This window comes from Arthrobacter sp. MYb224 (assembly GCF_002975455.1).
Lineage (GTDB): Bacteria > Actinomycetota > Actinomycetes > Actinomycetales > Micrococcaceae > Glutamicibacter.
The window spans coordinates 397,428-418,953 of sequence record NZ_PCPU01000001.1 but is presented as its reverse complement, the minus strand read 5'-3'; the positions used below and the strand labels follow the sequence as shown (position 1 = coordinate 418,953).

The 21,526-nt window shown below is 59.1% G+C and carries 19 protein-coding genes and 3 tRNA genes; 19 read left to right on the top strand and 3 right to left on the bottom strand.

The window, feature by feature from the left end:
• Window positions 1-75 precede the first annotated feature (75 nt).
• Window positions 76-149, top strand: a tRNA-Gly gene (locus tag CQ017_RS02030).
• A gap of 54 nt (window positions 150-203) precedes the next feature.
• On the opposite strand, the gene CQ017_RS02025 is transcribed toward CQ017_RS02030, so the two are convergent.
• The gene (locus CQ017_RS02025; RefSeq protein WP_105552276.1) at window positions 204-641 is read right to left on the bottom strand and encodes a VOC family protein; all 438 of its coding nucleotides are present in this window, start codon (window positions 639-641) and stop codon (window positions 204-206) included.
• Between the two features lie 372 nt (window positions 642-1,013).
• Between CQ017_RS02025 and CQ017_RS02020 the strand changes: the two genes are divergently transcribed.
• From CQ017_RS02020 to CQ017_RS01985, 8 genes are all read left to right on the top strand, one after another.
• Window positions 1,014-1,088 (top strand) — tRNA-Pro (locus tag CQ017_RS02020).
• Between the two features lie 157 nt (window positions 1,089-1,245).
• Window positions 1,246-1,320 (top strand) — tRNA-Pro (locus CQ017_RS02015).
• An 87-nt stretch (window positions 1,321-1,407) separates the two neighbouring features.
• Complete coding sequence (gene tig, locus CQ017_RS02010; RefSeq protein WP_105552275.1) at window positions 1,408-2,742, top strand: trigger factor; 1,335 nt, start codon at window positions 1,408-1,410, stop codon at window positions 2,740-2,742.
• Window positions 2,743-2,988: 246 nt separating this feature from the next.
• Entirely contained in the window at window positions 2,989-3,588 is a 600-nt protein-coding gene (locus tag CQ017_RS02005; protein WP_096285303.1) for an ATP-dependent Clp protease proteolytic subunit, read from the top strand.
• A gap of 51 nt (window positions 3,589-3,639) precedes the next feature.
• Complete coding sequence (locus tag CQ017_RS02000) at window positions 3,640-4,299, top strand: ATP-dependent Clp protease proteolytic subunit (protein ID WP_096285072.1); 660 nt, start codon at window positions 3,640-3,642, stop codon at window positions 4,297-4,299.
• Between the two features lie 167 nt (window positions 4,300-4,466).
• Complete coding sequence (clpX, locus tag CQ017_RS01995) at window positions 4,467-5,759, top strand: ATP-dependent Clp protease ATP-binding subunit ClpX (RefSeq protein WP_105552274.1); 1,293 nt, start codon at window positions 4,467-4,469, stop codon at window positions 5,757-5,759.
• A 41-nt stretch (window positions 5,760-5,800) separates the two neighbouring features.
• The gene (locus CQ017_RS01990; RefSeq protein WP_105552273.1) at window positions 5,801-6,409 is read left to right on the top strand and encodes a DsbA family protein; all 609 of its coding nucleotides are present in this window, start codon (window positions 5,801-5,803) and stop codon (window positions 6,407-6,409) included.
• A gap of 589 nt (window positions 6,410-6,998) precedes the next feature.
• On the top strand, window positions 6,999-7,991 hold the full coding sequence (locus tag CQ017_RS01985; RefSeq protein WP_105552272.1) for a serine protease: 993 nt from the start codon (window positions 6,999-7,001) through the stop codon (window positions 7,989-7,991).
• A gap of 342 nt (window positions 7,992-8,333) precedes the next feature.
• On the opposite strand, the gene CQ017_RS01975 is transcribed toward CQ017_RS01985, so the two are convergent.
• Window positions 8,334-8,822 carry a DUF4870 domain-containing protein gene (locus tag CQ017_RS01975; protein ID WP_105552270.1) on the bottom strand — a complete coding sequence of 163 codons (489 nt, stop codon included), beginning with the start codon at window positions 8,820-8,822 and terminating at the stop codon, window positions 8,334-8,336.
• Window positions 8,823-9,024: 202 nt separating this feature from the next.
• The gene (gene valS, locus CQ017_RS01970; RefSeq protein WP_105552501.1) at window positions 9,025-11,643 is read right to left on the bottom strand and encodes a valine--tRNA ligase; all 2,619 of its coding nucleotides are present in this window, start codon (window positions 11,641-11,643) and stop codon (window positions 9,025-9,027) included.
• 248 nt (window positions 11,644-11,891) lie between these two features.
• On the opposite strand from valS, the gene CQ017_RS01965 reads away from it, so the two are divergent.
• From CQ017_RS01965 to cobA, 10 genes are all read left to right on the top strand, one after another.
• Window positions 11,892-12,656 carry an SDR family oxidoreductase gene (locus CQ017_RS01965; RefSeq protein WP_105552269.1) on the top strand — a complete coding sequence of 255 codons (765 nt, stop codon included), beginning with the start codon at window positions 11,892-11,894 and terminating at the stop codon, window positions 12,654-12,656.
• 10 nt (window positions 12,657-12,666) lie between these two features.
• The gene (locus CQ017_RS01960; protein WP_105552268.1) at window positions 12,667-13,359 is read left to right on the top strand and encodes a sirohydrochlorin chelatase; all 693 of its coding nucleotides are present in this window, start codon (window positions 12,667-12,669) and stop codon (window positions 13,357-13,359) included.
• A 100-nt stretch (window positions 13,360-13,459) separates the two neighbouring features.
• A complete protein-coding gene (locus CQ017_RS01955; protein WP_105552500.1) occupies window positions 13,460-15,160 on the top strand; it encodes a nitrite/sulfite reductase in 1,701 nt (566 codons plus the stop codon).
• Window positions 15,157-15,867 (top strand): phosphoadenylyl-sulfate reductase, encoded by a 711-nt coding sequence (locus tag CQ017_RS01950; protein ID WP_105552267.1) that lies wholly within the window; start codon window positions 15,157-15,159, stop codon window positions 15,865-15,867. The genes CQ017_RS01955 and CQ017_RS01950 overlap by 4 nt, the downstream gene beginning before the upstream one ends.
• Window positions 15,868-15,883: 16 nt before the next feature.
• Window positions 15,884-16,807 carry a sulfate adenylyltransferase subunit CysD gene (gene cysD / locus CQ017_RS01945; protein ID WP_105552266.1) on the top strand — a complete coding sequence of 308 codons (924 nt, stop codon included), beginning with the start codon at window positions 15,884-15,886 and terminating at the stop codon, window positions 16,805-16,807.
• A gap of 1 nt (window position 16,808) precedes the next feature.
• Window positions 16,809-18,104: a sulfate adenylyltransferase subunit 1 gene (locus CQ017_RS01940; RefSeq protein WP_105552265.1), complete on the top strand. Its 1,296-nt coding sequence runs from the start codon at window positions 16,809-16,811 to the stop codon at window positions 18,102-18,104.
• The gene (locus CQ017_RS01935) at window positions 18,091-19,170 is read left to right on the top strand and encodes an ABC transporter substrate-binding protein (protein WP_105552264.1); all 1,080 of its coding nucleotides are present in this window, start codon (window positions 18,091-18,093) and stop codon (window positions 19,168-19,170) included. The genes CQ017_RS01940 and CQ017_RS01935 overlap by 14 nt, the downstream gene beginning before the upstream one ends.
• The gene (locus CQ017_RS01930; protein ID WP_105552263.1) at window positions 19,170-19,910 is read left to right on the top strand and encodes an ABC transporter ATP-binding protein; all 741 of its coding nucleotides are present in this window, start codon (window positions 19,170-19,172) and stop codon (window positions 19,908-19,910) included. The genes CQ017_RS01935 and CQ017_RS01930 overlap by 1 nt, the downstream gene beginning before the upstream one ends.
• Complete coding sequence (locus tag CQ017_RS01925) at window positions 19,885-20,742, top strand: ABC transporter permease (protein WP_105552262.1); 858 nt, start codon at window positions 19,885-19,887, stop codon at window positions 20,740-20,742. Before CQ017_RS01930 ends, CQ017_RS01925 begins: the two co-directional genes overlap by 26 nt.
• The gene (cobA, locus tag CQ017_RS01920; RefSeq protein ID WP_105552261.1) at window positions 20,735-21,514 is read left to right on the top strand and encodes a uroporphyrinogen-III C-methyltransferase; all 780 of its coding nucleotides are present in this window, start codon (window positions 20,735-20,737) and stop codon (window positions 21,512-21,514) included. Before CQ017_RS01925 ends, cobA begins: the two co-directional genes overlap by 8 nt.
• The last annotated feature ends 12 nt before the right edge of the window (window positions 21,515-21,526 follow it).

Here is a 21,526-nt window from a genome sequence, read left to right as displayed (position 1 = left end):
AATCAGCCGATTTGCATGGACCTAGATTTATGGTCTAGACTAAATTCTGTTCGCGGCGATGAAGTCACGAAATGTGGGGATGTAGCTTAGTGGTAAAGCCTTAGTCTTCCAAACTAATGATGCGGGTTCGATTCCCGTCATCCCCTCCAAATAAAAAGGTCCCGCTGATGCGGGGCCTTTTTGCGTCGATGCTCGAGCGATGCCTACACCACGCAGAATTCATTTCCTTCGGGATCTGCAAGAACCACATGATCCAGTTCACCATTAATGCAGTGCCGCGCCAGTTCGCTAGCCCCCAGGCGCATAAGTAGCCCAACCTTCTCTTCGATCCGTTGCCGGCGCAAGTGTGCGGGCTGATTCCGCCCCAAGCCAACTTTCAGATCTAGATGAATCCGGTTCTTTGCGATCTTCCCTTCTGGGACCTTTAGCATCGAAATTTGCGGACCTTCGCCTGTAGGGTCGCAAATCGCGGCCCCGTCATCCCACTCGTCCTCTGGAACATCGCAAGCGATAAGCCAGTCGGTCCAAGAGGTGAACCCCGATGGCGGGGGAGCGTCCGCATAATCAAGCGCCGCTTTCCAGAATTTTGCTTGCTCCACCGGTGAGTTGCAGTCAAAGGTCAGTGCCCAAGTAGTTGCCATAGGGCGATCGTAGTCCCGATCGCTTGACTGCGCGGAGTCTATGGACGGTCACGTCTGGTGCGGTGCGGTTCGGCGGCTTCAGCCATCGTGGAACTTGCTGGATGATTTGAGTGCAAAAACGATGAAAAACGTTCAAATTTCCTGTTACTCACCTCACCTTTTTCGCTGATTTACGCTAAAAAGAGACGTCAAGGCGGTAAATTCCGCGTAAATTCGCTGAAGTTGTTGATAATTGCCAGCAGGATGCCGATTTTGCATTTAGCGCGAACCCGTGTAAATTTATTTCTTGTGATCACGCAGGGATAACAAAAACCCAGCAGCGATTCACAAGATGTTGACTCAGGTGAAAAGGGATTTTCACTAGGAGTTCAACGGGGTATAGCTCAGCTTGGCTAGAGCGCGCGCTTTGGGAGCGTGAGGTCGCAGGTTCGAATCCTGTTACCCCGACTCATGAAATAAAAAAACTTCGGTTTATATCTCATGAAATCGAGAACTAAATATAATTTAGCTCTGGTGATCACCGGAAACTGTGAAAGGTTAGCGGTATGCATCACAAACGATTAGTGGATAAAGGATAACTCAGGTTAGACTAATCACTGCTAATCGGGGTGTAGCTCAGCTTGGCTAGAGCGCGCGCTTTGGGAGCGTGAGGTCGCAGGTTCGAATCCTGTCACCCCGACTCTGTCGAATAACCCCGCAACGCCACCATGTTGCGGGGTTTTTTGCAGATCAGACCTAATTCTTAGACACTCAGGAGTACAACGCTGTGAAGAGCGCCGTCGAAAACGTCAACCCGACTCGGGTGAAACTGAACGTTGAGGTTCCTTATGAGGAACTGAAGCCCCGCGTCGATGAGGCGTACAAGACCATCGCTCAGCAGATTCAGGTTCCAGGCTTCCGCAAGGGCAAGGTTCCAACTCGCATGATCGATCAGCGCGTTGGTCGCGGTTACGTCATTGAAACCGCTGTGAACGAGGGGCTGAACGACTTCTATCAGAAGGCCATGGTCGAGCACGAGCTGACCCCGCTGTCCCGCCCAGAGGTTGACATCACCGAGCTGCCTTCCATCGAGAAGGAAGGCGAAGGCCAGCTGGTCTTCAGCTTCGAAGTTGATATCCGCCCGAAGGTTGAACTGCCTGACTACAAGGGCATCGAGGTCTCCGTCGAGGCAAAGGAAGTTGCCGACGAAGATATCGAGAAGGCCCTAGACGACCTGCGCGGTCGCTTCGGCACCCTGAAGGATGTTGAGGCACCAGCAGCTGCAGATTCCTTCGTCACCCTCGACCTGACCGCTTCGGTTGAGGGCGAAGAGGTCGACGCTGCACAGGGTCTGTCCTACCAGGTGGGCTCGGGCAATATGCTTGAAGGCATGGACGAGGCTGTTACCGGCCTGTCCGCTGGCGAAGACGCAACCTTCGAGACCACCCTTGCCGGTGGCGAGCACGCAGGAAAGACCGCAACCGTCAACGTTGTCGTCTCCGCCGTGAAGTCGCGCGAACTGCCAGAAGCGAATGACGACTTCGCTCAGCTTGCTTCCGAATACGACACCATCGCTGAATTGCGCGACTCGCTGTCCAAGGATGCTGCTGAGGGCAAGATTGTTGAGCAGGGTGTTGAGGCGCGCGAACTCGTCTTGGACAAGTTGGTCGAACTGATCGAGGTCCCTGTGCCTGCATCGGTGATCGAAGAGCAGATCGAGCAGCACTTCAACGCACCTGACGCTGAAGCTGACCACGACACCGAGGAGCACCGCGCAGAGGTTCGCGAGAACACCGAGCGTGCTTTCAAGAACGAAATCATCCTTGACGCCGTCGCAGACGCCGAGGAAGTTGGCGTTGAGCAGTCCGAGCTGATCGACTACATCGTGCAGACCGCAGGTCAGTACGGCATGGAGCCGAACCAGTTCGCGCAGATGCTGGACGGCGCCGGCCAGGTCCCAATGCTGATGGGCGAGGTTCGCCGTCGCAAGGCACTTGCCAAGGTGCTGGAATTCGCAACCGTCACCGACTCGAACGGTGCCGCTGTGGATCTCACTTCCTTCGTGAAGCCAGCTGGCGAAGAAGAAGCTGTAGCGGTCGAGGAGACCACCGAGGCCAAGTAGTCCCCGGCATATAGATGGCCGCCTGCCAGCTTGGAAACAAGCTGGCAGGCGGCCATTTTTTGTTCGCTCTCGGTGTACTCATGCGCCGTGAGCGAAAACGGGGCATGAAACGCCCCAAGGCCGGGTTGAAGTCAGTAATCTCAAAGTAACCAGTTGCAGCTTTGAGATTCGAAATAGAGTTTCAAAATCTGATCTACACGTTTGGAAGAGGTAGAGAACATGTCAAATGATTCGCGCACTCCCACCATGGCCACCGTTGACCCGGCCGGCCGTGAGGATTACATCTACAACCGCCTGCTCAAGGAGCGCATCATCTGGCTGGGCTCCGAGGTCCGCGACGACAATGCGAACGCTATTTGCTCGCAGCTGCTGTTGCTTTCGGCGGAAGATCCTGAGAAGGACATCTACCTTTACATCAACTCTCCAGGTGGCTCCATCACCGCGGGCATGGCTATCTACGACACCATGCAGTACATTCCCAACGATGTCGTCACCGTTGCAACCGGCCTGGCTGCTTCGATGGGCCAGTTCCTGTTGTCCTCGGGCACTCCGGGCAAACGCTACGCTACGCCGAACGCCCGCATCCTGATGCACCAGCCTTCCGGCGGCATCGGTGGTACCGCCTCGGATATTAAGATCCAGGCCGAGCTGATCATGCACATGAAGAAGGTCATGAGCGACCTGACTGCCGAGCAGACCGGTCAGAGCGTTGAGCAGATCCTTATCGATAACCAGCGCGATAAGTGGTTCACCGCTGAAGAGGGCCTGAAGTACGGCTTCTACGATCAGATCGCCATGCATGCCGGCACAGTCACCGGTGGTGGCGGCGTCGATACCGCCAAGTAGTCGGTCTTACTCATCCGCCTGAATCCCAAAGATTTGTCCTAGGAGAAAACCATGAACTTCAATCCGGAAGCCATCAGCGGCCAGACGCCGTCGGCCCGCTACATCCTGCCGCAGTTCGAAGAGCGCACCCCATACGGGTTCAAGCGTCAGGATCCATACGCCAAGCTGTTCGAAGATCGCATTATCTTCCTCGGCGCCCAGGTCGACGACGCGTCGGCCGATGACGTGATGGCACAGCTGCTGGTGCTCGAATCCATGGATCCGGAGCGCGATGTCACCTTGTACATCAACTCACCGGGTGGCTCGTTCACCGCGATGACCGCGATCTATGACACGATCCAGTTCATTCGCCCAGAAGTGCAGACCGTTTGCCTCGGCCAAGCAGCCTCAGCAGCAGCTGTGTTGCTGGCCGCCGGCACCCCGGGCAAGCGTCTGGCGCTGCCAAACGCCCGCGTGCTGATCCACCAGCCATCGATGGGCGGGGGCGAACGCGGTACCGCAACGGACCTGCAGATCCAGGCCGAAGAGGTAATGCGCATGCGCGCGTGGTTGGAAGAGACCATTGCCGGGCATTCGGGCCAGTCCGTGGAGAAGGTTCGCGACGATGTGGAGCGCGATCTATTCATGACCGCTGCCGACGCCAAGGAATATGGCATCGTTGACGAAGTGCTTACCCCACGCAAGGTAAACCGCGCTCAGCTCGGTAACTAGGCCTTACGCGGAATAATCATTGAATATTGGCGGTTTACCTTGTAGGTGCGTTCTCCACAAGAGGAGGACACCACGCAGGTAGACCGCCATATTCAGCTAATTTTGGGGTTATCTGACCTAGAATTGGGATAGTCCACGGCAACTCAAGCAAACAGGAGATCGGTGCGATGGGACGAATGGGCGAAGGCTCGGATCTGTTGAAGTGTTCTTTCTGCGGAAAGAGCCAAAAGCAGGTTAAGAAGCTAATTGCAGGCCACGGAGTCTACATCTGTACCGAATGCATCGAACTGTGCAATGAAATCATTGCAGAGGAGTTTGCTGAAGAACAGGTCTCCGAAGATTTCTCGCTGCCAAAACCGCTTGAGATCTTCAATTCCCTAGAGGAGTACGTGATCGGCCAGGAGAACGCGAAGCGTGCTCTGTCCGTAGCCGTGTACAACCACTACAAACGAATTCATGGCACCCAGGAGCAAGGTCCGGTCGCTGCCATAAACAGTGACAACCCACTGGACGATGTTGAGGTTTCAAAATCCAACATCATGTTGATAGGTCCCACCGGTTGCGGTAAGACCTATCTGGCGCAGTCGCTGGCCAAAAAACTCAACGTCCCGTTCGCCGTTGCAGACGCGACCAGCTTGACCGAGGCAGGTTACGTTGGTGAAGACGTTGAAAACATTCTGCTCAAGCTAATCCAAGCCGCAGACTTCGATGTGAAGAAGGCCGAGACAGGCATTATCTACATCGACGAAATCGATAAGATCTCGCGCAAGAGCGAGAATCCGTCGATTACCCGCGATGTCTCGGGTGAAGGCGTCCAGCAGGCATTGCTGAAAATTCTCGAAGGTACCGTTGCCGCAGTCCCGCCACAGGGGGGACGCAAGCATCCGCATCAAGACTTCTTGCAGTTGGACACGACAAACATCTTGTTCATCGTAGCTGGCGCTTTTGCGGGGCTCGAAGAGATTATTTCTTCACGCGCGGGACGTAAGGGAATCGGCTTCGGCGCGCCCTTGACCGCGCTGAAATCTGAAACCCCGTCGTATTCCGATGTTCGTCCTGAAGATCTGCTGAAATTCGGTTTGATACCCGAATTCGTCGGACGACTGCCAGTGATCACCACGGTCGAACACCTTGATCGCGAATCCCTGGTTCGGGTCCTGACTGAGCCGAAGAACGCTTTGGTCAAGCAATACCAAAAAATGTTCCGCATGGATGGTGTGGAGCTGAGCTTCGAACCGCAGGCATTGGATGCGGTCGCGGAGCTGGCCATCGAACGTGAAACTGGTGCTCGCGGGCTTCGGGCCATTTTGGAAGAGAGCCTTGGCGGGATCATGTTTGAACTGCCAAGCCTCGAAGAAATTGCGGAAGTGGTTGTCACCCGTGGCACGGTAATGAACCGTGAAGCACCGCTACTTCTTTCACACGATGTCGCTGCCAAGCGAAACAAGAAGTCCGCGTAGTTTAAAATCCCGTTGAGTTATCGGTAGAAAGTTGAGGGTTCATGCCCAAGCGCACTCAAGTTGATTTCTGGTTTGACCCGATTTGCCCCTTTGCATGGGCCACTAGCCGCTGGATCAAGGAAGTTGAAAAGGTCCGCGACATCGACGTGAGCTGGAATGTCATGAGCTTGTCGGTGCTCAACGAAGGGCGGGAACTTCCGGAAGACTACCGCGCGTCCATGGATATCTCTTGGGGTCCGGTCCGAGTCGTGATCAAGGCGGCCCAAGACCATGGTGATGAAGTGATCGACAAGCTCTATACGGCCATGGGCGAACTTTTCCATCACGAAAAGGTTTCAGATCGCGATGAGGTGATCGCCCGAGCTCTTGCGAAGGTAGGTTTGCCTGCCGAACTCGCAACTGCGGCGAATACCGATGAAAATGATGCTGCACTTCGTGCAAGCCACGAGGTAGGCATTTCCAAGGTTGGCCAAGATGTAGGAACACCAATCATCGCCGTGGATGGTGTCGCGTTCTTTGGGCCGGTTATCACCCGGATCCCAACCGGAGAAGACGCCGGCAAGATGTTTGACGCTGCAGCGCAACTTGCTTCGTTCCCCTACTTCTTCGAGATGAAGCGCAGTCGGACCGAAAGCCCAATCTTCGAATAGTCCGGGATTGCTTAAAAGAGCAAAGGGTCCAGCCAAGAAGTTCTTGGCTGGGCCCTTTGCGCTTGGCATGGGGCAAACGATACTTTCGGCTCCCGATCAACAATGAGCAGTTAGTTCGCGACGCATCATAAGTAACCTCTTGGATCTCTGGGGAGCGCTCTCACTGACTAGTCGTGAGTTAATGCTTGCATCCTTGCTAATTGTTCCGAAAAAATTTATATGAATTTTCTATGCAGGTAATGTGAAGTGCCTCACGGTTCTTTCACAAATTATTCCAGCTCCTACACGGAGTGGCTGGTTCCGTCGACCGGCGTGTGAGATCGGAGCTTCTCGGAGATTACTGGGCAGTAGCGAATGCAACCCGAAAGCAAAGGGTGCACGCGGGTTTTCGGTGCCATGAAAGTTTCCGGCAGAAGTTATTAGTAGGAAAAAATCCGTTTCAGACTTTTTGACGGTTGCGACAATGAACTCTCAAATATCTTGTTGGAAACCCCTAGGTAATGCCTGAAAGATGTGTTTGACTAACTCCCACAGGTGCTTCGGCACATGCTTTCGATGGCGGCCCCCATCCGCCAGATAGGGAGAAATCGTGCAAGATAGATACGAAGATCGTGGTCCAAAGAAGGGCAAAAACAAGGGCAGAGCATTCGCCGCGCTTTTGCTGGCCGGCGGACTCATCGGTGGAAGTGCATCGATGGCTATGGCTGCCCCCACAGCCCCCACGGACAAGATCGAGTCGACAAGCATTACCTTGTCGCAGGCGGAAAATGCAATGAGTTATTGGACTTCTGAGCGCATGGAAAACGCCAAGTCCGCTGACAGCCTCGCCCACGGTAAATCAACTTCAAACGCCCCGCTGAAGGCGGGAAAATCAAAGAAGATTGCCGGCCAGGAAGCGATGAAGCGCAACGAGAACGCCAACAAGCCGAAAAGAGGATCTGCGGTCACTCCGGTGTCCCACATTGGTAAGGTGTTCTTCACCCTCGGCGGATCTGACTATGTTTGCTCGGGCAACTCGGTTGTCTCGGCCAACGAATCGACCGTGTCCACAGCCGGACACTGTGCCAATGAAGGACCGGGCGCGTTCGCAACTCGATGGGTGTTTGTTCCCGCCTATGAAAATGGCAACGCACCCTATGGATCCTTTGCGGCTACCGAACTGGTCACCCCAACGCAGTGGAGCAACGGCGGCGACATTAGCTACGACACCGCCTTCGCGGTGGTCACCGACAACAGCGGGGTAAGCCTCGCAGATCAGGTTGGAGCTTCGGGTGTCGCGTTCAACCAGGCGCGCGGATTGAACTACACAGCTTTCGGATACCCTGCCGCGACTCCGTTCAACGGTGAAACTTTGCAGTCCTGCAGCGGAACTGCCACAGCTGATCCCTACGGACAGTCGCAGTCTCAGGGTATTCCCTGCGACATGACGGGCGGTTCCTCCGGCGGCCCATGGTTCCTCGGCGGTTCCGATGGATACCAGAACTCCGTCAACAGCTTCGGCTACAGTGGAGTGCGCAACACGATGTTCGGCCCCTACTGGGGATCGGTCGTTGAGCAGGCATATAACGCAGCTCAGAACTAGCAAGACGTGATTTGGGCGGAATGTCAGCGACGACATTCCGCCCAAACCCGTTTAGGAGCAGGGGATGCAAGCAGAGGATGACGCTGCTGGCGAATGCGCCAGCGGAAAGAGCAGTAGGCAAAAGTTGGATCAAACGGTCAGCGAACAGCTTTCATATTTTAACGATACGCGGAAGCAGGATGCTAAGCCGATGCAGGTAGTAATACCAAGCCCAACCGGGCAAAGCAAGGATGAGGACGGCGGCTGACCCTGCCGCTGGGCATTCTGGTTAACGCATACTGCTCTCGAACCGACAGGTTCGAGAGCAGTATGCTAGGTATCGCTCGCAACGCGGCTATTTGGCTAGCTCACGAACGTGAAATTGAATGGATACCTGTAAGAACGACCTGCCTGATATTCGTTTGGAGCATTAACTGCGGCCACGATGGCCACCACGAAGCAGATGAGGCCGCCGAGCAGACCGATGACCCAACCGACCACGGGCAGGAGCGCCAATAAAGCGATGATCGCGCGGATGATGCTGAAGTTCAGGGTATCTCGATGGAAGTCTCGCACTATCGGGTTGGTGCGTTCCTTATCGATGATGAAGAAGATCAGCGCTGGAATAATTCCGAAGAATGCAGATAGCCAGCCGTTGAGCTGGATCCGTTGGAGGTTCTCATCCGGGCTTTGCCCCTGGTAGCTCTGTTGCGGGTCATTCACCCGCCCCGGATATGGTCCAGCCGGTTCTGAACTGGAAGGGGGCGTCGTTGATTCGCCAGACGAGGGAGTCGAGCGATTGCCCTCGCGGAGCGGATCGGAGTCATTTGGGTCTTCCGGTGTGGTAGTCATACGAGCCTCTCTAGAGAGTAGCTTGAATATGTAGTATGAGCGTACCCCTCGACTCTAAGCCATGAATAAATAATATCAAGGCGTCGAGAACCAACAATTGACTTCGGCATCGTCTTCGAAGACCGATTCAAGGAACGGTTGAGAAATGAGGAAGGCCGTCGAGAGATTCTCGACGGCCTTCCTCACAGACTGTTTTCGAAGACTAGGCTTCTTCTGCGGGTGCCAATTCCACGTTCACTACGCTCAGCTCGCCTTCGGCCTCAACCAAAGTCAGTTCGCGTGCGTTGCCAGCCGACTTGAGGTCGGCGAAGCCGGCTCGCAGCTGTTCAACCTGAGCCGCTGGTGCATGGATCTCACCGGAAAGGACCTCGGTGCGCTGCTTGACCTTCGCGTCCGACTTGGCCTTACGGATGCCAGAAAGTGCCATGCCGACGGTTGGGAGAACCGTTGCGTCGGCACCTTCGGTAGCGGCAGCCAGGTGAGTGGAACTAGGCCACTGCGACAGGTGCACGGAACCGGTGCGCCACCAGCCCCAAACCTCCTCGGTAGCGAACGGCAGGAATGGTGCGAACAAACGCAGCACCGAATCCAAGGTCGTAGCAAGAGTCGCCAGCACGCTAGCCTGCTCCGCTGCACCATGACCGCCGTAGGCGCGGTCCTTGACCAATTCGACGTAATCGTCGGTGAATGACCAGAAGAAGGACTCGGTGATGTCCAGGGCGCGGGCATAGTCGTAGTTCTCGAAGGCACGCTGTGCGTCCTGGATGACCGTGGACAGACGCAGAAGCAGCGAGCGGTCCAGGCCGTTGGCCACCACCGATGCGTCGTCGGTGAGCACATTGGTCTCGGTGGCGCCCAGGTTCAAGACGAACTTCGAGGCGTTGAGAATCTTGATCGCTAGGCGGCGACCGATCTTCATCTGGTTGATCTCGTAGGCGGTGTCCGCGCCCAGCTTGGCGCTGGCTGCCCAGTAGCGCACGGCGTCAGAACCGAACTTCTCCAGAACCTCGTTCGGAACCACAACGTTGCCCTTGGACTTGGACATCTTCTTGCGATCCGGATCCAGGATCCATCCGGAGATGGCCGCATGCTTCCATGGGACATCATTGTGCAGCGCATCTGCGCGCACGGCGGTGGAGAACAGCCAGGTGCGGATGATGTCGTGGCCCTGCGGGCGCAGATCAAAGGGGTAGACCTTGGAGAAGAACTGGTCGTCGCGTCCCCAGCGGCCCGCGATCTGTGGAGTCAGCGAGCTGGTAGCCCAGGTATCGAGCACATCTGCGTCACCGATGAAACCGCCGGCCACCCCGCGCTGGTCCTCGGTGAAACCTGCTGGAGCGTCGGCAGCCGGGTCAACCGGAAGCTGCGCGATCTCCGGCAAGATCGGCGCATCGTAATCCGGTTCGCCATGTTCGTCGACCTTGTACCAAACAGGTACCGGCACGCCGAAGAAGCGCTGGCGGGAAACCAACCAGTCGCCGTTCAGCCCCGAGACCCAGTTCTCGTAGCGCGAGCGCATGAACGAAGGATGGAAATCGATCTGCTCGCCGCGCGCGATCATCTGGGTGCGGCGCTCTTCGTCGCGCCCGCCATTGCGGATGTACCACTGGCGCGAGGTGACGATCTCCAGTGGCTTGTCGCCCTTTTCGAAGAAGTTCACCGGACGGGAGACCTTCTTCGGCTCGCCATCGAGCAGATCCGCCGCGGTGAGCATCTCGACGACGGTTTCCTTCGCGGAGAATACGGTCTTGGCCGCGATCTCAGCGTAGGCGGCCTGGCCGGCTTCGGTGCTGATCCACTCCGGGGTGTCAGCCAGGATGCGGCCGTCTCGGCCAATGATGGCACGGGTCGGAAGCTGCAGTTCGCGCCACCAGGTGACGTCGGTCAAGTCGCCGAAGGTGCAGACCATGGCGATACCCGAACCCTTGTCTGGCTGGGCCAGCGGGTGCGGGTAGACGGTAACCGGTACGCCGAAGATTGGCGAGGTGACGGTCTTGCCGAAGAGGTGCTTGTAGCGCTCGTCTTCGGGGTGGGCTACGAGACCTGCGCAGGCCGCGAGCAGCTCCGGGCGGGTGGTCTCGATGAAGACCTGCTCGCCGCCCTCGGCATTAAATGCGTAGCGGTAGTAGGCGCCGGGCATTTCGCGGTCTTCGAGTTCTGCCTGGGCCACCGCGGTGCGGAAAGTAACATCCCACAGGGTAGGCGCCTCTGCCATGTAGGCATCGCCCTCCGCCAGGTTTTCCAGGAAGGCGCGCTGCGATACGGCGCGGGAATTGTCATCGATGGTGCGGTAGGTCATGCGCCAGTCCACGGACAGGCCTAGGGTGCTGAACAGGTGCTCGAAGACCTTCTCGTCTTCGACCGCCAATTCTTCGCAGAGTTCAATGAAGTTCTTGCGGCTCACCACATCCCAGTCGCGCTGGTTCTTGGCCGGGGACTCCGGCGGGCGGTAGCCCTCGATGTACGGCTTGGTCGGATCGCAGCGAACGCCATAGTAGTTCTGCACGCGACGCTCGGTGGGCAGGCCGTTGTCATCCCAGCCCAGCGGGTAGAACACGTTCTTGCCGCTCATGCGCTGGAAGCGAGCCAACACGTCGGTCTGCGTGTAGGAGAACATGTGTCCTACGTGCAGGGAACCCGAAGCGGTCGGTGGGGGAGTGTCGATGGAGTAAACGGCCTCGCGGGTCGTGTCCTCGTTGAAGTGATAGGTGCCCTCGGTGCGCCACCGGGACGAAAGACGTTCCTCCAAGCCTTCCAAAGCGGGCTTGTCAGGAACGGAAACCGTTGCGGGCGTGTCTGTGCCCAAGTTGTCTTCTGCCATGGCTCCATTCTTCCATGCTTTGCAAGGGAGCAAGGCATTGTGATTCATGGTCTCGGCCACTTGACCAGCAACGCTGTGCACGATGAGCTTGAAGCGCCAGCGCCAATGACGCACCCGTCCCACGAGAATTTGGCTATGACTGGCTCATGCCAGGCAGGGCCGCCGAAGATCACGAAACATGGAAAGGCTTCGCGTAAGACACATTCATCCCCGCACGCCCCGGAGCTGCGAAGTTCTAAGGTTGGGATATGACTACAACGCAAAATACTGAAAACTCCCGCTCGGCCCTCGTCACCGGCGCGTCCAGCGGCATCGGACAGGCAACGGTGCGCGCGCTTCGCGCACAAGGCTGGAAGGTCTTCGCCGTGGCCCGCCGTGCCGAGCGGCTCAACGCCCTCGCCGCAGAGTGCGGCGCGATTGCCTTGGCCGCCGACGTGAGCGTGCAGTCCGAGGTGGACGCACTGGTACTGAGCCTTGCCGAACAAGGCGGTGCGGACACGCTGGTAAATTGCGCAGGCGGCGCTCGCGGCAGCGACTACTGGGCCGAGGCCAAAGACGAAGACTGGGAATTCATGTGGCAGTCGAACGTCATGGGCACCATGCGGCTGACCCGAGCACTGCTGCCGTCGCTGCGGACCACCGGCGGCACAATCCTGAATGTCACCTCCACCGCGGCCTTGGCAAGCTACGAAGGCGGCAGCGGATACAACGCCGCCAAGGCGGCGCAGCGCGCCATGAGCCAGGCGCTGCGCCTGGAGGAAGTCGAAAACGGGATTCGCGTCATCGAGATCCTTCCGGGTCTGGTGCAGACCGAAGAGTTCGCATTACGCCGGCTGGGAAGCAAGGAAGCCGCGGAGAACGTCTACGCCGGGGTCGCCGAACCACTGACCGCCGAAGACGTAGCCGAGGTGATCCGCTACGCAGTCAGCGCGCCGGCGCATGTGAACCTCGACGAAATCGTGATCCGTCCGCAGGCCCAGGCCGCCAACCACAAGCTGATCCGCAAGGGCTAGGACACCGAATATGGGACGAATACACGTACTCGCCGCCTCGCACGGCACCGATAATGAACGCGGCCAGCAGCTGATCCACGAGCTGCGCGCACAGCTCGAAGAGCTGGCACGCGACGCCGGGCTCACCGAGCTGGTGTGGCATGAAGCCTATGTAGATGTCCAGCATCCGCGGCTTCCCGAAGTGCTCGACTCGCTGCCCGCAGATGAACCGGCAGTGGTCTTGCCGCTGCTGGTAGCCGACGGCGTGCATACGACATATGACATCGCCGGCGCGGTAGCAGCAAGAGCCAACAGCACCGCGGCCGCCCCGCTTGGCTCCTTGCCGGATCTTGCCCAAGTCTTGGCGCAACGCGCGCAAGCTCATCTTGATTCACACCCCAGCGTTGTTCTAGCCGCTGCCGGAACCAGGCTTGAAAAAGGCCAGCAACAGGTCCGGAAGCTGGCAGAACGGCTCTCGGACGAACTTGGACGGGAAGTGCAGGTCGCTTACTGCGCGGGCGCCAAGCCGCTGATCCAGGATCTGCTCTCCACCGAAATCCAGCCACCGGTGCTCGTGCTGAGCGCGCTGCTCGCCGATGGTCTATTCCAAACCCGGCTCGCTAGCACGGGTGCCTCGGTGATTACAAGCCCGCTGTTGCCGGACGTCATGATCGCTAAATGTTTCTTCGTAAGACTCCAAGAGGCGCTCAAAGCGGCCGGTTAGCTTTCCTTAGATGACGAAGTGCATCGTGATTGAGTAAAGCGCGTTCATGTGACTACTCGTGGTTGCCAGCCCCCAGGGGCTGGTTTCTACGCTGGCTTACATGACGCAATCAACCGCACCCGTTCGCCCCAAGCGGGCAGCTAAACCTCAAGGCCAATGGAAGGTCGACGGCCACGAGCCGCTGAACCATAACGAGGAACTCAAAGCCGCCGACGACGGCCTGAACGTACGCGAACGTATCGAACAGATCTACGCGCTCAAAGGCTTCGACTCGATAGATCCAGATGACCTGCACGGCCGCTTTCGTTGGTGGGGCCTATACACCCAACGCGCCCAGGGCATTCCCGGCGGGAAGACCGCCACCCTCGAGCCGCACGAACTTGAAGACAAGTACTTCATGCTTCGCGTGCGCATCGACGGCGGGGCGCTGAGCACCGAGCAGCTGCGTGTCATTGCCGGGATCTCCACCGAATTCGCCCGTGACACGGCCGACTTTACCGACCGGCAGAATATTCAGCTGCACTGGGTCGACGTGGTCGATGTGCCCGAAATTTGGCGCCGGCTCGAAGCCGTGGGCCTGAACACCACCGAAGCCTGCGGAGACGTCCCGCGCGTCATCCTGGGCTCACCGGTGGCGGGCATCGCCAAGAATGAGATCATCGACCCCACCCCGGTGATCCAAGAGATCGCCCGACGCTATGTGGGCAACCCGGAATTCTCCAACCTGCCGCGCAAGTACAAGACCGCCATTACCGGTCACCCGAATCAGGATGTTGTCCACGAAATCAACGACTTCGCGCTGATCGGCGTCGTGCACCCGGAACTCGGTGCCGGATATGACCTCTGGGTGGGCGGCGGATTATCTGCCAACCCGCGCCTCGGCGAACGGCTCGGCACCTTCGTCAGCGAAGCGAAGGCGGCCGAAGTATGGGAGGGCGTCACCTCCATCTTCCGCGACTACGGTTTCCGCCGCCTGCGCAACCGGGCCCGCTTGAAGTTCCTGCTCGCCGAATGGGGAACCGAGAAGTTCCGCCAGATCCTCCAAGACGAATACCTCGGCTATGAGCTTCCAGATGGCCCGCCAGCGGCCAAACCGGAAGAATCAGGTGACCACTCCGGGGTCCATGAGCAAAAGGACGGCCGGTTCTATATCGGTCTCACCCCACCGGTGGGCCGGGTCTCGGGAAGCATCCTGAACAAGCTCGCAGACCTCGTCGAAGCAGCCGGATCCACCAGGCTGCGCACCACCCCGCACCAAAAGGTGATCGCCCTGGATATTCCCGCAGATCAGGTGGATGCCTTCACCGCCGCGGTGCAGGAACTGGGGCTGGATCCCTTCCCCGGGCTGATCAAGCGCTCGGCAATCGCCTGCACCGGCATCGAATTCTGCAAGCTGGCCATCGTCGACACCAAGGACACCACCATCGACGCGGTCAAAAAAATCGAATCAAGGCTAGCGGACCACGAGGGAAAGCTTCCCAAGGCGCTGTCCCTGCATGTCAACGGTTGCCCAAACTCCTGCGCCCGCATCCAGACCGCAGACATCGGGCTGAAGGGACAGTTGATTACCAACGCCGAAGGTGAACAGGTCTCCGGATTCCAGGTGCACCTCGGCGGAACGCTAGCCGGCTTCGAGAACGGCGAGGCAGGACTGGGCCGCACCGTGCGCGGGCTGAAGGTCGCCGCCGATGAGCTGCCCGAATATGTGGAACGCGTCGTCAAAAGCTATTCAACCCACGCCGAAGAGAACGAGTCATTCGCCGCCTGGGCACACCGCGCGGAGGAGGAAAAACTGGTATGAGCACCGTACAGCGCAGCGAAACAGAGCTCCGGCAGATTGCCGCCTTAGGGGCCGAAGAACTCGGCTGGGACGCAACCGCCGGGCAGGTCATCAAATTCGCCGCCAGGCATTTTGAACTACGTGAGGTTGCGGTCGCCTGTTCCATGGCCGATGCGGTACTCCCGCACCTGGTCTCCGAAACGATTCCGGAGGTGGACGTGCTGTTCCTGGAAACCGGGTACCACTTCGCCGAAACCATTGCGACCCGGGACGAGGTCGCCCGAGCCCTGCCGGTACGCATCATCGACGTCCTGCCCGAGCTCACGGTGGCCGAGCAAGACGCCAAATTCGGCAAGGAGCTATTCGCCCGCGATGCAGCGTCCTGCTGCCAGATGCGAAAAATGGATCCGCTGAAGAAGGCATTGAAGGGCTATGGGGCTTGGTTCACCGGGGTGCGCCGCGACGAGGCACCCACCAGGGTGAACACCCCGCTGGTGGCCTTCGACGAAGCCCACGGGTTGGTGAAGTTCAACCCGCTGGCCGCCTGGACCTTCGATGAACTCATCGGCTACGCCACGGAGCACTCGGTTCCGGTGAATATGCTGCTCGCCCACGGGTATCCATCCATTGGCTGCCAACCATGCACCCGGCCGGTGGCCGAAGGCGAAGACCCCCGCGCAGGTCGCTGGGCGGGGCTGGCGAAAACCGAATGCGGCATACACATCTAGTCGAGGAGAGAAGCAAATGACCATTACAGCCAATGCGCCCACCCAAGCGCGGCGCAGCGTCCTTGACGCCTTAGAAGCCGAATCAATTCACATCATCCGCGAGGTGCTTGCCGAATTCGAGAATCCCGGATTGCTGTTCTCCGGAGGAAAAGACTCGGTCGTCGTACTGCACCTGCTGGCCAAGGCCGTATTCCCCGCCCGAGTGCCGATCCCGGTAGTTCATATCGACACCGGCCACAACTTCGGTGAGGTACTCAAATTCCGTGACCAGGTGGTGGCCCGCTACGGACTGAACCTGGTCGTCGGCTCGGTGCAGGACTATATCGACCGCGGTGAATTGACCGAGCTGGCCGATGGCACACGCAACCGGTTGCAGACCCGGGTCCTGCTGGACACCATCGAGGCCAACCGCTTCGACGTCGTCTTCGGCGGGGCCCGCCGCGACGAAGACAAGGCCCGCGCCAAGGAACGGATCTTGTCCCTCCGCGATGAATTCGGGGTGTGGGATCCGCGCAACCAGCGCCCGGAAATCTGGAGCTTGTACAACGGACGGCACGCCCCCGGGGGACATGTGCGCGCCTTCCCGATCTCCAACTGGACCGAACGCGACATCTGGGCCTATATCGAGCAAGAACAAATCGAGCTCCCACCCATCTACTTCGCCCATAAGCGCCAGGTCTTCGAACGCGACGGCATGTGGCGGGCGGTCACCTCCGTCTCGCAGCCGGCCAAGGGAGAGATCGTGAGCATCCGGCAGGTGCGCTACCGCACCGTGGGAGACGCAAGCTGCACCGGCGCGGTGCTCTCCGCGGCGGATACGGTGCCCAAGGTACTGGATGAACTAGCCCTGGCAACCTTGACCGAACGCGGCGCCACCCGTGCAGATGACCGAATTTCCGCTGCGGGAATGGAAGACCGCAAGACCGAAGGGTACTTCTAAAATGACCACCACACTGCTCCGCATCGCCACCGCAGGCTCGGTAGACGACGGAAAGTCAACGCTCGTGGGCCGGCTGCTGCATGACGCCAAAGCCATCCTCGCCGACTCCCTGGACGACATCGCCCGGACCAGCGCCGAACGCGGCTTCGGGGGAGAGACCCCGGCCTTGGACCTGGCGCTGGTCACCGACGGGCTGCGTGCCGAACGGGAACAGGGCATCACCATCGACGTGGCCTACCGGTACTTCTCCACCCAGAACCGCTCCTTCATCCTGGCCGACTGCCCGGGCCACGTGCAGTACACGCGCAATACCGTCACCGGGGCATCCACCGCGGATGCGGCGATCGTGCTGGTCGACGCGCGGCACGGAGTCCTGGAGCAAACCCGCCGCCACCTCGGAGTGCTTGCCTTGCTGCGGGTGCCGCAGCTGGTGGTGGCCGTGAACAAGATGGATCTGGTCGGCTGGGACGAACAACGCTTCAGCGATATCGAAACCGACATTCTGCAGATCGCGGCCGGCCTTGGAATCACGCAGAGCGCGGTCATCCCGGTCTCGGCACTGAACGGCGACAACATCGTCGACGCTTCGTCGCTCAGCGACTGGTATGCCGGCCCCACCCTGCTCGGGCTCCTCGAAAGTCTCGAACCGGGCAGCGGCCAGGGCGCCGGCCGGCTGGATGTGCAGTACGTCATCCGCCCGCAGGGGGCGCTTGCCGCCGGACTGGACGCCGAAGAATACCGCGACTTCCGCGGTTACGCCGGCACCCTGGTCGACGGGGGACTATCGGTCGGCGATTCGGTAGCCATCCTGTCCAACGGCCAGCCGGCCAGCAGCCGGATCAAGGCCATCCGGACCCCGGCCGGCATGGTGGAAACCGCGCTCGCCGGAGCCGCGGTGGTCGTGCAGCTGAGCGAAGAGATCGATATTGCCCGCGGCGACACGATCATCGCGGGGGAGCTCGATGCCGCGGTGCGCGAGATCGAAGCCAATATTTGCGTGTTGGCTCCGGCGAAGCTCACCGCCGGACAGCAGCTGCTCATCAAGCACGGCACGAAGGTAGCCAAGGCGAAGATCCAAAGCCTGGATCACGTGATCAACGTGGCCGATTTCTCGCGCAGCGCGGCCACCGAGCTGAATCTGAACGACCTGGCTCGCGTGACGGTGCGCAGTTCGGCGGCCTTGGCCGTCTCCGAGTACCAAGACTCACGCACCGCCGGTTCATTCCTGCTGATCGATCCGAGCAGCGGGCAGACCTTGGCAGCGGGAATTATCGAGGCCCAGAATGCAGCCGCCTGAGCACCAATCCTCCGAACGCCAACGCTTCACCTCGCTGGTTGAGCAGCCCAATCACCGGGCGCGTTTTGCCGGGGTTGTGCTCGTTGGAGTGCTGGCGGCATTGGCGCTGACCACGACCGTCGTTCCGCCGCCGAGCACGGAACGAAGTGCGGCGGCCGGCCCAAGCCCGGCAGCGGAGTTGCGCCTGGGGTACTTTGCCAATGTCACCCATGCCCCGGCGCTCATCGCAGATCAGCGCGGCATCTTGGAATCGGCGCTGGAGACGGATTCCACGGCCTTGGAGACGCAAATCTTCAATGCCGGTCCGGCTGCCATCGAAGCGCTTAATAGCGGGGCGCTGGACGCAGCCTATCTGGGGCCGGCTCCTGCGCTGAATAGCTACCTCTCCAGTGGTGGATCCTCGTTGCAGGTCGTCGCCGGGGCAACGAATGGGGGAGCGAGCCTGGTGGTTTCCGAAGATATTGCTTCGGTTGAACAGCTGGCCGGTACCGAGCTTGCCACGCCGCAGTTCGGCGGGACCCAGGATGTGGCCTTGCGGAACTATCTGCAAGAACGCGGGATCCAAGACTCCGTGACCGTGACACCAAGCTCGAATGGCACGGTTCCACAGTTGTTCGCTCGCGAGGCCATCGATGGAGCGTGGCTTCCGGAACCGCATGCCTCGCTGCTTGTCGAGCAATACGGCGCCCACCGGCTGGTGGACGAAGCGACGCTGTGGCCCGATGGCAAGTTTCCGACGACCGTATTAGTGGTCAACCAAGACTTCTTGGAAGAACACCCGCAAACGGTCAAGGAACTTGTTGCCGCCAACGCCGAAGCAATCAGCTGGTTGAACACGGCCGAAACCGCCGAACGCTTGGCCGCGGTGCAGGAAGCCTTGACCGGGATCAACGGGAGCAGCCTGCCGGATACGGTCATCGGTGCGGCGCTTGGCGAGGTCGGCTTCGATGAGAATCCGTTGGAAAGTACCTTCCCGACGCTGATGGAACATCTCGAATCCGTAGGCTTGGGCGATTCTGGAGATCTTGCCAAGATCGTAAACGACCAATGGATCGGGACAGACTGATGGGTGTGGAACTCCACGAAGTTTCGCTGAGCTACGAAGGCTCGGATCTGGTGATAGAGAATCTCAGCGCACAGATCGAAGACGGTGAATTCATTGCCATTCTCGGGGCCTCGGGCTGCGGTAAATCTTCGCTGCTGAACCTGATTGCCGGACTGCTCCAGCCCACCTCCGGGTGGCTCGAAGTCCCCAAAGACGGCGCCGCCTTCATGTTCCAAGATGCAAATCTGCTCCCGTGGCTCAGCGCAGCGGAGAACATTTCGCTGGCGTTGAAACTTGGGGGATACCCGGCCGAGCAACGTGACGTGCGAGTTGCGGAACTGCTCCGACTGGTGCAGTTGGGGCAATCCGGAAAGAAAAAGCCGCATGAACTCTCCGGAGGCATGCGGCAGCGCGTGGCGCTGGCACGGGCCCTCGCCCAGGACCGTCAGGTGCTGTTGATGGACGAGCCGTTCGCCGCGTTGGATGCGATCACCCGAGACATGCTGCATGAAGAATTGCGGAATCTCTGGCAGCAGACGGGTAAGACGATCATCTTCGTCACCCACAATGTGCGTGAAGCGATTCGGCTCTCCGGCCGGATCCTGGTGCTTTCTTCCCATCCGGGGCGAATCCTGGAGACCCGGCGTATCTCCACCCAGTTAAGAAACGACCCCGCCCAGTCGGCCGCCCTCGCCGACGAGCTCACAACAATCCTCAGGAAGGAACAGCGAAAGCATGAGCACTTTGACTCAGCGAGCTAGCCGGCCTGCGGCCAAAGCCGCACGCCAGGGCAGGGCGAAGAAATCATTGGATGCGTTCATCGCGCCAATCATCACGGTGGTTGTGCTCATTAGCCTGTGGCAGATAGCTTCGTGGGCTGTTCCGATCCGCGAGGACCTCTTCCCAGGTCCCGGAGCCGTTGCCGCGAAGCTGCCTGAAGTGTTGGCCAACGGATCGTTGGCTGCTGCCGTAGGCACCTCACTGTTTCGAGCCTTGACGGGATTTCTGCTCGCGGTGGTCATCGCGACTCCGATTGCCTTGCTGCTGGCGCATCAGCCACTGGCCCGCCAGGGCATCGGGCCGCTGATTTCGGCGATGCAGGTGCTTCCATCTATTGCCTGGGTTCCGGCGGCCATCATTCTCTTCGGGTTGAGCAATGCGACCATCTACACGGTTCTCTTGCTGGGCGCGGTTCCCTCGATTATTAATGGGTTGCTCTCCGGAATCGACCTGATCCCGCGGCAGTACCGGGCGCTGTCCACGGTGCTCGGCGCAAATAAACGCCAGCATATCTGGCATGTCGAACTGCCTGCCGCCTTGCCAGGATATGTTGCCGGGCTCCGGCAAGGGTGGGCTTTCGCCTGGCGGTCATTGATGGCCGCGGAACTCATCGCAGTGGGCGGATCGCTGGCACTCGGGGTGGGCTCGTTGCTGCAACGAGGTCGCGACCTGGCGGACCTTCCCTTGGTGATGTTGGTCATATTGGTGATCTTGCTCGTCGGCGTACTCATCGAACTTTTATGCTTTGCCCCCTTGGAGCGCAAGCTCTTGCGCGACCGGGGAATGAATCGAACTGGAGGAAATAATGGCTAAGGGAAAAATAACCCTGATTGGTGGCGGCCCGGGGGATCCCGAGCTGATCACCGTGGCCGGATATAAGGCCCTTTTGGCAGCGGATGTGGTGCTCGCCGATCGGCTTGGTCCCACCGCACTGTTGGCGGACCTTGCCGAGGACGTCCAAGTTATTGATGTCGGGAAAGCCCCTGGTTGCCACGTCAAAACCCAGGATGAAATCAACGAGCTACTAGTCAAGTACGCTTCCGAAGGGCTTGACGTGGTTCGCTTGAAGGGCGGCGACCCGTTTGTTCTGGGCCGCGGAGGTGAAGAAATGCTATTCGCCGCGGAGCATGGAATTTCGATTCGTGTCATTCCGGGAATCACCAGTTCCATTTCGGTGCCTGCCGCGGCGGGAATTCCGGTGACGCATCGGGGCGTGGCTGCCGGGTTCACGGTGATCAGCGGCCATGACGATCTCACCGACGTCCCGCTGCGCGCCGATCACACGCTAGTAGTGCTGATGGGGGTGTCTAATCTGCCACAAATCGTTGAGACTTTGCTTACCCGTGGCTTAGCGTCAAGTACGCCAATTGGGATAGTTGAGCGAGGTTACTCACAGACGCAGCGGACAACTATCGGTACGCTAGAAGAGATTGTAGTGCGCGCCCGCAAGGCCGCCGTGGCGAATCCGGCCGTCATCGTGATCGGTGACGTTGTTCGTCTGGCACCTGAAGCTTCAACCCAGTTGGTTGGACTTCAGCCGCTGGACACCGTCGACGCCGCAGCGTCGGCCTCATTCGCTGACTAAGAAAGTAGATGT

Bases quoted from the DNA above. Each gene is read 5' to 3' on its own strand.
- CQ017_RS02025 (WP_105552276.1), bottom strand. From the start codon at position 641: ATGGCAACTACTTGGGCACTGACCTTTGACTGCAACTCACCGGTGGAG.
- CQ017_RS02005 (WP_096285303.1), top strand. From the start codon at position 2,989: ATGGCCACCGTTGACCCGGCCGGCCGTGAGGATTACATCTACAACCGC.
- CQ017_RS02000 (WP_096285072.1), top strand. From the start codon at position 3,640: ATGAACTTCAATCCGGAAGCCATCAGCGGCCAGACGCCGTCGGCCCGC.
- clpX (WP_105552274.1), top strand. From the start codon at position 4,467: ATGGGACGAATGGGCGAAGGCTCGGATCTGTTGAAGTGTTCTTTCTGC.
- CQ017_RS01990 (WP_105552273.1), top strand. From the start codon at position 5,801: ATGCCCAAGCGCACTCAAGTTGATTTCTGGTTTGACCCGATTTGCCCC.
- CQ017_RS01975 (WP_105552270.1), bottom strand. From the start codon at position 8,822: ATGACTACCACACCGGAAGACCCAAATGACTCCGATCCGCTCCGCGAG.
- valS (WP_105552501.1), bottom strand. From the start codon at position 11,643: ATGGCAGAAGACAACTTGGGCACAGACACGCCCGCAACGGTTTCCGTT.
- CQ017_RS01965 (WP_105552269.1), top strand. From the start codon at position 11,892: ATGACTACAACGCAAAATACTGAAAACTCCCGCTCGGCCCTCGTCACC.
- CQ017_RS01960 (WP_105552268.1), top strand. From the start codon at position 12,667: ATGGGACGAATACACGTACTCGCCGCCTCGCACGGCACCGATAATGAA.
- CQ017_RS01955 (WP_105552500.1), top strand. From the start codon at position 13,460: ATGACGCAATCAACCGCACCCGTTCGCCCCAAGCGGGCAGCTAAACCT.
- CQ017_RS01950 (WP_105552267.1), top strand. From the start codon at position 15,157: ATGAGCACCGTACAGCGCAGCGAAACAGAGCTCCGGCAGATTGCCGCC.
- cysD (WP_105552266.1), top strand. From the start codon at position 15,884: ATGACCATTACAGCCAATGCGCCCACCCAAGCGCGGCGCAGCGTCCTT.
- CQ017_RS01940 (WP_105552265.1), top strand. From the start codon at position 16,809: ATGACCACCACACTGCTCCGCATCGCCACCGCAGGCTCGGTAGACGAC.
- CQ017_RS01935 (WP_105552264.1), top strand. From the start codon at position 18,091: ATGCAGCCGCCTGAGCACCAATCCTCCGAACGCCAACGCTTCACCTCG.
- CQ017_RS01930 (WP_105552263.1), top strand. From the start codon at position 19,170: ATGGGTGTGGAACTCCACGAAGTTTCGCTGAGCTACGAAGGCTCGGAT.
- CQ017_RS01925 (WP_105552262.1), top strand. From the start codon at position 19,885: ATGAGCACTTTGACTCAGCGAGCTAGCCGGCCTGCGGCCAAAGCCGCA.
- cobA (WP_105552261.1), top strand. From the start codon at position 20,735: ATGGCTAAGGGAAAAATAACCCTGATTGGTGGCGGCCCGGGGGATCCC.